Genomic DNA, 10,542 nt, shown 5'->3' with positions numbered 1-10,542 from the left:
CAATGTTGCAGTGCGGCTTGTTCCGCTCAAATTTAGCCTTCGCCATGGACTGGAGACTTCCTCTAAACCAGGGGTATAGCGACCACGAATGGGCCAAGGTGGGACGGGTGCCGACCTAAAGACGGAACGCCGCGCGCGGCACTGGAGCGGGTGAAGGGAATCGAACCCTCACAACCAGCTTGGAAGGCTGGGGCTCTACCATTGAGCTACACCCGCCCGGGCTGCGCGCCATCGGCGTCAATCCATATGCCAGCAGCGGTCCGCACTCGCTGATCCGATGGAACACCACCTGACCCTCGCCTACGACCGCTTTCGACATGTCACGCGCCAGAGCTTTACGCCCGGAGAGGACCATGGTGGAGGGGGTTGGATTTGAACCAACGTAGACATACGTCGGCAGATTTACAGTCTGCTGCCATTGACCGCTCGGCCACCCCTCCCAGGGTCTCCAGGCGGTCGTTTCCAACCGCCGCGACGAGGTGGGGAGTATTGGAAAACCCCCTATCCTGTCAACCGCTATCAGTCATCGGACTCCTGTTTCCTTGCGTTTTTATGTCAGTCCCCGCGCCGGGAAGCCGCTTGCCCCGCCCGCGCGCCCGGCGCACACTGGCGGCCTCTTTTGTCTCTCTTTTGTGATTTGACCGCCATGCCCCCCGCCCGCCCGTCCCGCCCCCCTGCCCGTCCCGCCCGCCCTGGTTCGAAATCCGCCGGAAGCGAGGGCCGTAAGGGCGATGGGTCGCGCCGGGGCACGGGGGGCGGACGGCCCCCGTCCGGGTCGGGGCCGATTTGGCTGTTCGGGCATCACGCCGTGCGCGCCGCTTTGGCCAACCCGGAGCGCCAATGCCGCCAACTGCTGCTGACGGCGGAGGCGGCGAAAGATTGGTCCGCCGGGGGCCTTGCACCGAGCATCGTTGACCGTACCGAGATCGACCGGCTGGTGCCGCCCGGCGCCGTCCACCAAGGCGTCGCCTTGCGGGTGGAGCCGCTGCCGGAACTGGCCCTCGAAGATGTGCTGTTCAGCGCCGCCCCCGACGCGCTGTTCGTTCTGCTCGATCAAGTGACCGATCCGCATAATGTCGGGGCCATCCTGCGCTCCTGCGCAGTCTTCGGCGCGACGGCGCTGATCTTGCCGGATCGCAATGCGGCCGCCGCCACTGGCACCTTGGCAAAAACTGCATCCGGCGCGCTCGAAGCGGTGCCGATCGTCCGCGTCGTCAACCTTGCCCGCGCGATCCGCCAGTTGCAGGAAGCCGACGTTTGGGTTGTTGGTCTCGAAGGCATTGCCGAAAAGCCGCTAGAGGCGGTTTTACGTCCTGGGCGCGTGGCGCTGGTTTTAGGGGCGGAGGGCCCCGGTCTGCGCCGCTTGACCGGCGAGACCTGCGATGCGCTCGGCCATCTGCCAACCGCCGGGGAGTTTGCCTCGCTCAACGTCTCCAACGCCGCCGCCGTGGCCCTCTACGCCACCCGCCGTGTTTTGGCGGAGAGGCCGGCATGAGCCGCATAGTCCTTTCAGCCCTGCTGTTGACGGGACTGCTGAGCGGGACCGCCGCTGCCCTTGTTCCGGCCAGCCCGGCGCCCGCGGTCGCCCAGGCCCCCGCCGAGGCGCCCGCGCCCGAGACCCCGAAAGACAGTGCGAAAGAGCTACCTCGCTTAACGCTCTACACCTCTTTCGATCCGCAGCGCCTCGCCCCGGTTTTTGCCGAGTTTCAGAAAGCCCAGGGCATCGCCGTCCAGATCGAGAGCGATCAGGCCGATTTGATGCTGGGCCGCCTGCTGCGCGAAGGCGCGACCACCGCCGCCGATGTCGCCCTGCTGCCAACCCTCACCCGGGCGGAACGGGCGGCGACGGCGGGCCTTTTGGTGCCGGTCACCATTCCCGATCTCGATAAAGCCATTCCCGCCGCCTATCGCGACGCAGGCGGCCGCTGGATTGCCGTGACCGGGTTCGTCCGCGCCGCCGTGAGCATGGGCGATAAGGTGAAGCCCGGCGACATTGCGCGCTATGACGATCTTGCCAAACCGGCCCTGAAAGGTCGCCTGTGCCTGCCGCCACTGGGGCGGCTGGCCAGTCGCGCCTTTCTGGCGACGCAAATGATCCCCGATCCTTTGGCCGCCGAGGCCTGGTTGCGGGGCGTTACCGCCAACGCCGTTACGCTGCCCCCGAGCGAAGGCCCGAGTTTACCCGATGCCGAGGACCGGCCCTTAGTGCAAGCCCTGGTGGATGGGAAATGCGACGCCGCCCTGATCGGCAGCCGCACCCTCGCCCGCTTGGCCGATAAGGGCGACGATCCGCTGCGCCCCGCCCTCGATAAGCTCACCGTTACCTTTCCGGTGATCGGCGACGGGCGCGGCACCCCGGTCGAAGTGGTGACCATCGGCGCGACGCAAGCGACCGGACGCCGGGAAGCCGCCGTCAAGCTGATCACCTTCCTGACTGGCGACACCGGCCAGCGCCTGCTGGCCGAAGCCCTGTGGGGCTATCCGCTGAAGCCCGGCACGCCGCTCTCCAACCCCGTCACCCGCTGGGGCCCCTTCAAAGCCGACCCGACGCCGCTCTCAACGCTGCTGCCGCTGCTGCCACAGGCGGCGGCCCTGGCGGAACGGGTGGGGGGGATGTGAGGGCTCTCCGCTTAGTCCCCCCGGCGGAAAAATAGACGCCTGAAACCCGGCGGCACTACATCGGGCAGAGCGCTATACTCGTCCCATGTCCCTGCTTCTCCCCTCCGATGATACGCTTTACGCCGCGCTCGTCGCCCGCGATGTCGCCTATGATGGCCACGCCTTCGTCGGGGTGACGACGACGGGCATTTTCTGCCGCCTGAGCTGCCCAGCGCGCAAGCCAAAGCGCGAGAATAGTCGGTTCTTCGCCTCGGTCGCCGCCTGCTTCGAGGCTGGGTTCCGACCTTGTCAACGCTGCCGCCCGCTCGAGCTGTTTCGGCGGCGCGATCCCCTAGTCGCCGATTTGCTCGACCGGTTAGACCAAGCTCCCGAAATCCCATGGTGCGAAGACGGTATAACCGCCCTGGGGTATGACGCCTCGACTGTCCGCCGAGCCTTTAAGCGTGCCTTCGGCATGACCTTTCTTGAGCTTGCCCGAGTTCGCCGATTGGGCCAAGGCGTCGGCCGATTGGCGACCGAGGAGAAGGTGATCGCCGCGCAGATGGCGGCGGGCTTCGGGTCTAGCAGCGGCTTCCGGGAGGCGGTCGGGCGACTGCTAGGCGAAACACCCGCCGCTTTACGCGGGCGCACCCTGCTGTTTGCCGATTGGGTTGAAACGCCGCTCGGCGCTATGTTGGCGGTGAGCGATACCCAAGCGCTGCATCTGCTGGAATTCTTCGACCGCAAGGCCCTGTTAGCCGAATTGACCCGGCTCCGGACCCTTACCGGCTCCGGCATCACCTTTGATCGAACGGCAGTCCACGACCAGGTGACCGGCGCATTGAGCACCTATTTTGCGACCGGCATAGCACCGCAGTCCCTACGCCTTGCCCCTGCCGGTTCCCCCTTCAATCGCCGCGTTTGGGCAGCCCTGCGCAAGCTTTCGACAGGCGAGACCCTAAGCTATGGCGCCCTTGCTGAAAGCATGGCAACTCCCGGTGGCGCCCGCGCCGTAGCGCGTGCCGTCGGCGCCAATCCCATCGCGCTGTTCATCCCCTGTCACCGGATCATCGGCCAAGACGGCAGCATGACCGGCTATGGCGGCGGCCTCTGGCGCAAACGTTGGCTTCTGACGCACGAGGCCCGCGTCCGCAACCACGTCCTACCCTCGGAGACTATCCAATGAGTTCTGCGCCGAAAGCCGCCGCTTTTACCGCCCTGCACGCCAAGGGCGATCCATTGGTGTTGGTCAATATCTGGGATGCTGGCAGCGCGCGCTGCGTCGCCGACGCGGGGGCCAAGGCGTTGGCAACCGGCAGTTGGTCGGTTGCCGCTGCTCAAGGCTATGCCGACGGCGAACAACTGCCGCTCGATCTTCTCGCGATGATCATTGACCGGATCACGGCAACGACGAACCTGCCGCTCTCTGTCGATCTCGAGGGCGGATATGGCGTCTCCCCAGAGACGGTCGCGGCAACCCTGCGGCGCCTACTCCCCCTCGGGATCGCCGGAATTAACTTTGAGGATGGTATTGTTGGCGGCACGGGCCTTCATCCGCTCAATGCACACTGCAAACGGATTGCTGCCCTGCGCGCCGAAGCCGATGCGTTCGGCGTGCCGCTCTTCATCAATGCCCGCACCGATCTTTTCCTGCAGGCGCCTGCTGACGAACATACCAGACTGATTGCGGCGGCTTTAGAGCGCGCCGCAGCCTATGCCGAAGCGGGAGCATCGGGCTTCTTTGCCCCGGGATTGGCCGATAGGGATCTTATCGCCCGCCTGTGTACCGAAGTCGCCTTACCGGTCAATATTATGATGACGCGCGCCACCCCCGACCTCCCGACCCTCAGGGCCCTTGGGGTTGCCCGCGCGTCCTTCGGTCCCGGGCCCTACCGCGACATGCAAACATATTTGACGGACGCTGCCCGCCGCCATCTCTAACATGACATCGCCACCGCCCGCCCCTATAGTGGCGGCGCAATGACGGCGCTGCCCCTGTCCGACTATCCTTCCGCCCCTTCGAAACCGCTGGCCGTTCTCCAGTCGGTGTTTGGGTACGACCGGTTTCGCGGGCCGCAGGCCGAGATCGTGACCCATGTGGTCGCCGGGGGCGATGCGCTGGTGCTGATGCCGACCGGCGGCGGCAAATCGCTGTGCTATCAGATTCCGGCTTTGGTGCGCGACGGCTGCGGCATCGTCGTCTCGCCATTGATTGCCTTGATCCAAGACCAAGTGGCAGCCCTGACCGAGGCGGGGGTGGCGGCGGCAGGATTGCATTCCGGGCAGGAGCCGGGGGAACAGCGCGAGATTTTGCGGGCGCTGGCCGATGGGCGGCTCGACCTTCTGTATATCGCGCCAGAACGGATCCAAACCCCCTCCTTCCTCGAAGCCGCCGACCATGCACGCCTAGCGCTGTTTGCCATCGACGAAGCCCATTGCGTGTCGCAATGGGGCCATGATTTCCGCCCCGATTATCGCGCCCTCACGCTGCTGCACGAACGCTGGCCGTGGGTGCCGCGCATCGCGCTGACGGCGACGGCCGATCCGCCCACCCGCGACGATATTATCCGCCAGTTGAAGCTGGAGGCGGCGCGACAGTTCGTCATGTCCTTCGACCGGCCGAATATCACCTATCGGGTGATCGCCAAGAAGGACCCGCGCCGCCAGTTGCTCGGGTTTATCAAAGACGAGCACGCGGGCGACGCGGGCATTATTTATTGCAGCACGCGCAAGCGGGTGGATGAAACCGCAGCTTGGCTAAAAGATCAGGGTATCCCCGCCCTGCCCTATCATGCGGGCCTTGATGCGGGTGTGCGCGAGGCGCATCAAACCCGTTTTCTGCGCGAAGAAGGCATCGTGATGGTCGCGACCATCGCGTTTGGCATGGGGATCGATAAGCCGAACGTTCGCTTCGTCGCCCATCTCGACCTGCCAAAAAGTATCGAGGCCTATTATCAGGAGACGGGCCGCGCCGGGCGTGACGGGCTGCCCGCGACCGCCTGGATGGCCTATGGCCTGCAAGATGTGGCGATGCACCGCCAACGCCTCGAAGCCTCGACCGCGCCCGACGATCACAAACGGCGGGAAAAAGCGAAGCTCGATGCCATGCTCGCCTATTGCGAAACCGCCGAATGCCGCCGGACCTTTCTGCTGCGCCAATTGGGCGAAGCGCTGCCGGAGCCGTGCGGCAATTGCGATATTTGCCACGAGCCGGTGGAAACTTGGGAGGCGACCGAGGCCGCGCGCAAGGCCATGTCGGCCATCTATCGCACGGGTCAGCGCTTCGGCGCCGAACATTTGATCGCCGTGCTGCGGGGGGAGCGGACCGATAAGGTCGCCGAGCATGGACATGATCGGCTGAAGACCTTCGGCGTCGGCAGCGATCTCTCGAAGGACGCTTGGCGCTCGGTCTTCCGGCAGTTGCTGGCCCTGGGCCTGATTACCGCCGATCCGGAAGCCTTCGGGGGCCTATGCCTGACCGATGCCGCCCGCCCGGTCCTTGTCGATGCCGAACCGTTGCACCTGCGCCGTGATCCCGCGCCGCGGGCCGAACGCCGGGCGGCCCCGACCGGCCGCCGCACCGTCGAACTCACCGCGCAGGAAGAGCGACTGTTTCAAGCCTTCCGCGCGTGGCGCATGGATCTTGCCCGCGATCACAAGGTGCCGCCCTATGTGATCCTGACCGATGCGACGCTGATCGATATTGTTCGGACGCGCCCCAGAGGCTTAGAAGCGCTGTCCCGTATTCCAGGCATCGGACGATCAAAGCTGGACCGCTATGGCGACGCTATTCTCGATCAACTGCGGCACTTTGGTTGACATGGCGACCCCTAATAATTAGCAATCCCGATCATAAGAGCGCTCCGATTAGGCCGCGTTTTAACGTTAGTTAATATTCCGAGTTACATCCTTAGTACATATGCGGCGTGTGCGGTAAAATCGTCTAAAAATAAAGCACGATCCCTACACATAAATGCAGGATAAACGCTTTTTTAAATATTTTCCCTTTCACGGGTCAGGTTTTTAGGGGTAATTTGAGCGCCAATGGATAGATTTCTTAGCCTCTTTCGGCGTCCGATTTAAAGCATATGGTTCTTTTCATAAAGTTTTAAGATCGGCATTCTCCACGACCTATCCTTGTCATGGAGAGGAAACATACGATTGTAATGATCTCTTGCTTGTAAGACGCGAATCATTATTGGACAGCTCCGCGCCGGCAGCCTATTATCGATATGCATACAAATGGCCGAGTGCGAGCCCCTGAACCCCGCCGCCAAATCCGGGGGGCTGGCTCGTTTTGGTGAGAGAGGACCGAGCGTGGCTAGAAAGATCTCCCTATCGATCCGCTGGAAGGTTTTCTTTATCCCGGGGGTTGCCCTGGTTGCCCTGGGGTTTTTGGCCGTCCTCGGCATCACAACAATCTCTGAACAAAACCGCGTTCTCGATCAGATCACGCATGTGTCCAGCGCCAAAGCGACGGAAGCCCTTCAACTTTCCCGCGCCTTCGAGCAAACCCATGCCGAGCTTATTCGCATGGTTGCCTGGAGCGCCGCGATCTCCGATGAGAAAATTCTCTCTAAAGTTGAGGGCGATTTCAAGGCGAAGCTTGGCAATACTAAAGGGCTGCTCGGGGCGTTACCGACGCGCTACAGTTTGAATGCGGTGGAAGCTGGGCTGCTCTCGGGGTTTGGCGACAAGTTGCAGAAGTATGAAGCCGGGGCCAATGCCGTTCTAAACTCCGTCCGGCTCGATGTCGCCTCTTCGGTCACGTTGGTCTTTACGGCCCAGAATGCGTCCGAAGCGATTATCGCAAACTTATCGGAGTTTGAGGCTGAAGCGCGTCGCCAGGCGGATGCAGCGATCCAACAAGCAACAGAGGCTGGTCAGCGGGCGCGTAGCCTTTATCTCATTATTTCCGGTGCTGCGACCCTGATTTTGGCATTGATTGCCGTTATCGTTGGTCAATCGATTGCAAAGCCTGTTCGCGATATGACCGATGCGATGGGCCGTTTGGCAAACGATGACCTGGATGTGACAATTCCAGCCCTGCACCGGCGTGATGAAATCGGCGCCATGGCAGCCGCCGTCGAAGTCTTTAAAGTGAACGCCGAACGGGTTCGGGAACTGACGGCTCAGCAAGAGGCTAACCGCAAACAGGCCGAAGGTATCCGCAAGCAAATGATGACGACGCTGGCTGCCGATATTGAACAGTCGGTGCGTCAGGCCGTGGTCGCGATGTCCGATATGCTCTCGACCATCCGCAATCAGTCGATCAGCTTGGCCCGCAATGCTGAAGAGGCCAGTCAACAATCGGTTCTAGTTGCTGCAGCATCCGAACAGGCCAGTTCGAATGTCTCGACGGTCGCCGGGGCAACCAATCGCCTTGCCGATCAGATCGAGCGGATTAACGTCAAGGTGCGCGAATCCAGCAGCATCGCTCAGGAAGCGGTCTCGGAAGCGGCCCGCACGGACCGCGTGGTGGGCGATCTGGTTCAGGCGTCGGGCCGCATTAGCGAAGTGCTGCGCCTGATTACCGATATTGCCGAACGCACCAATCTGTTGGCGCTGAACGCCACGATCGAAGCGGCGCGGGCGGGCGAAGCTGGCAAGGGCTTTGCGGTCGTCGCCACCGAGGTTAAAAGTTTGGCGCAACAAACGGCGCAAGCGACCGAGGAAATTGCCGGCGAAATTAATTCGATGCGCGGCGCGACCGATCAGGCCGCAGGGGCGATCCGCCTCATCGTTGGCACTATTGGCCGCGTCGAGCAGGCTTTGATGGTCATCGCCGAGGCCGTCAGTGAACAAGGATCCGCCACGGCTGATATCAGTGCCAGTGTGTCGGAAGCCGCCATTGGAACCCAGGCCGTCAGCCGCGATATCACGGGTGTCAAGCATGTCGCCGAAGCGGTTGGCTCCGCCGCCGTGGTGGTGGAGGAATCCACCGCCAGCCTCGGTGACGCCTGCCGGTCGCTTCAAGAGGGTGTCGATACGCTCGTTGCCCGTTTGAAAGCGGCCTAGTCCTCTTCTTTTCTGATTGTTCCCCTTTTCTCGTGGAGACACGCGATGTTGAAACTTCTGTCTGCGGCGTTCGTAGCGCTTGCCCTGCTGGTCTCGAGCCCGCTTATCGCCGCTACGCCGGCCGAACAATCGGTCGAAATGGTCAATAAGGCGATCAAACACTATCAGACCGTCGGTAAAGATAAGGCCTTCGCTGATTTCGGCGATAAGACCAATAAAGAATGGGTCGACGGTGAATGGTATGTGCTGGTTGTCGATGCCAATAGCGGCCTCGCCCTCGCCTATTACGATCCGAAGATGATCAATAACCCGGCGATTCCGGACCTGAAGGATGTAGAAGGTAAGTTCATCATCCGGGAACAGATTGCCGCCGCCAATAAGGCTGCTGATGGCGGTTGGGTTTCCTACGTCTGGCGTAATCCGGCAACGGCTAAGCTGGCAAAAAAACAATCTTTCGCTAAAAAGTTCGACGATAAAGTTTTCGTCGTCGGCTACTACGAATAATCAGTCTTTATTGAACAGAGGGCGCAAGCCCTCTGTTTTTTTTATTGGATAAATTAGGTTATGACCGCACTCTGGTTTCCGTTTCCCGAGGTTACGACTGACCCGGAAATTAGGGTTTTCTGTTTTGCCCATGCCGGCGGCAATGCCAGCTTATTTCGGGACTGGCGCGGTACTGCAGATCTGGTTGAATTTTATCCTGTGCAGTTGCCGGGACACGGTAGCCGTTTGGGCGAACCGCCGTTGACCCGGCTACAGGATCTGGTCGATGCCTTTGCCGAAGCAGCATCGCCTTTGCTCGATCGGCCCTTCGCCCTATTCGGCCACAGCTTTGGCGCGTGGCTGGCGTATGCTGCGGCGCAGCAAGTGCGCACAGAATATGGGCAACGCCCCCGACACTTGTTTGTATCTGGCAACATTCCGCCTAAAAAAACACCAGCGGCAACCCCGTCACTTCTTCAATCCGACGCAGAGGCCGAAGATTATATTCGCAAGCTCGGCGGTACTTCTGCAGATTTGATTAACCATACCGACCTTCTATCGCTTCTGATTCCTGTGTTTCGGAACGATATTAACTTATTACGAGTTTATCACGACGACAGTACGGAAAAATTGGATTTTCCGATCACCGCTTATCTTGGAGATAGCGACCCGCTACATCCGGAAAATTCAATAAAAAATTGGGCTAACTACACGAATAGCAATTTTGATTACCATATTTTTCCAGGTGATCACTTTTACCTAGAGAATTCAACCCCAGAACTCCCCCTAATGGTTGCTTCTTCTTTAGCGTGAAATTGTAATAGGTTAATCGCGATTCTTCACACTTATTTTTGATGCAGCGCGATATGGGCTATGGCATCATTCGGCCTAACGGAAATGATTATATTTCCGAAAAATGGCATCGGCATTTTCCACATAATTTCACGCGCGTGAGAGGCTGGCCCAATGACTACCGAAAATACCAATACCACCGCCGCCGCGGCTGAAAAATCGGACCGCCCGGCCCGCCGCTACTCCGGTAAGCCCGCTGCGGATGCGAAAACCATCCCAAGCAATCCGGCAGAATTTTTCAGCGCTTTCGCAAAAAGCCTGCCCGGTCCCTACATCCCTCAGCACAATGGTATTCCGGCGGAGACGATCGTTGATGTAACCGCTAAGCTGATTGCTTGGCCGATGGAACAATGGCTGGACACGCTTTACAAAGGCTACGAGGTTGCCCTTGCAATGCACGACGCCGTTCAAGGTTTCGAGCGGAAGATCGAAAGCATTGTCGCTGGCGGCGAAAATACAGCTTTCCAGTCGGTTCAGAAGCTAACGAATCAGTCTCTTAGCTCGCTCGGTAAGTTCGCCGACTCCCCCCTACAGTCTTTCTGGAATTGGCCCTCGGCCATCCAACGCAAGAAAGAATGGTAAGTCGATTTG

Annotated in this window: 9 protein-coding genes and 2 tRNA genes; 9 read left to right on the top strand and 2 right to left on the bottom strand. The window is 60.7% G+C overall.

Annotated elements, in window-relative coordinates:
• Window positions 1-142 precede the first annotated feature (142 nt).
• Both CHR90_RS14855 and CHR90_RS14850 read right to left on the bottom strand, forming a co-directional pair.
• Window positions 143-216, bottom strand: a tRNA-Gly gene (locus tag CHR90_RS14855).
• A gap of 138 nt (window positions 217-354) precedes the next feature.
• Window positions 355-440 (bottom strand) — tRNA-Tyr (locus CHR90_RS14850).
• Window positions 441-646: 206 nt separating this feature from the next.
• Between CHR90_RS14850 and rlmB the strand changes: the two genes are divergently transcribed.
• From rlmB to CHR90_RS14805, 9 genes are all read left to right on the top strand, one after another.
• Entirely contained in the window at window positions 647-1,495 is an 849-nt protein-coding gene (rlmB, locus tag CHR90_RS14845; protein WP_094409785.1) for a 23S rRNA (guanosine(2251)-2'-O)-methyltransferase RlmB, read from the top strand.
• Window positions 1,492-2,619: an extracellular solute-binding protein gene (locus tag CHR90_RS14840; RefSeq protein ID WP_094409784.1), complete on the top strand. Its 1,128-nt coding sequence runs from the start codon at window positions 1,492-1,494 to the stop codon at window positions 2,617-2,619. Before rlmB ends, CHR90_RS14840 begins: the two co-directional genes overlap by 4 nt.
• Window positions 2,620-2,704: 85 nt before the next feature.
• Complete coding sequence (locus CHR90_RS14835) at window positions 2,705-3,784, top strand: bifunctional transcriptional activator/DNA repair enzyme AdaA (RefSeq protein WP_094409783.1); 1,080 nt, start codon at window positions 2,705-2,707, stop codon at window positions 3,782-3,784.
• Entirely contained in the window at window positions 3,781-4,539 is a 759-nt protein-coding gene (locus tag CHR90_RS14830) for an isocitrate lyase/PEP mutase family protein (protein ID WP_094409782.1), read from the top strand. Before CHR90_RS14835 ends, CHR90_RS14830 begins: the two co-directional genes overlap by 4 nt.
• Window positions 4,540-4,578: 39 nt before the next feature.
• Window positions 4,579-6,417 carry a DNA helicase RecQ gene (recQ, locus tag CHR90_RS14825; protein WP_094409781.1) on the top strand — a complete coding sequence of 613 codons (1,839 nt, stop codon included), beginning with the start codon at window positions 4,579-4,581 and terminating at the stop codon, window positions 6,415-6,417.
• 498 nt (window positions 6,418-6,915) lie between these two features.
• The gene (locus CHR90_RS14820) at window positions 6,916-8,616 is read left to right on the top strand and encodes a methyl-accepting chemotaxis protein (protein ID WP_170941418.1); all 1,701 of its coding nucleotides are present in this window, start codon (window positions 6,916-6,918) and stop codon (window positions 8,614-8,616) included.
• Window positions 8,617-8,661: 45 nt separating this feature from the next.
• Window positions 8,662-9,120 carry a cache domain-containing protein gene (locus CHR90_RS14815; RefSeq protein WP_094409779.1) on the top strand — a complete coding sequence of 153 codons (459 nt, stop codon included), beginning with the start codon at window positions 8,662-8,664 and terminating at the stop codon, window positions 9,118-9,120.
• Window positions 9,121-9,180: 60 nt separating this feature from the next.
• Window positions 9,181-9,912, top strand: coding sequence for a thioesterase II family protein (locus CHR90_RS14810; protein WP_094409778.1), 732 nt, complete (start codon window positions 9,181-9,183; stop codon window positions 9,910-9,912).
• A gap of 153 nt (window positions 9,913-10,065) precedes the next feature.
• Window positions 10,066-10,533 (top strand): hypothetical protein, encoded by a 468-nt coding sequence (locus tag CHR90_RS14805; RefSeq protein ID WP_094409777.1) that lies wholly within the window; start codon window positions 10,066-10,068, stop codon window positions 10,531-10,533.
• Window positions 10,534-10,542: the final 9 nt, after the last annotated feature.

The organism is Elstera cyanobacteriorum, assembly GCF_002251735.1.
Classification (GTDB): domain Bacteria; phylum Pseudomonadota; class Alphaproteobacteria; order Elsterales; family Elsteraceae; genus Elstera; species Elstera cyanobacteriorum.
The sequence above is the reverse complement of the archived record's forward strand: the minus strand, read 5'-3'. Positions and strand labels throughout refer to the sequence as shown.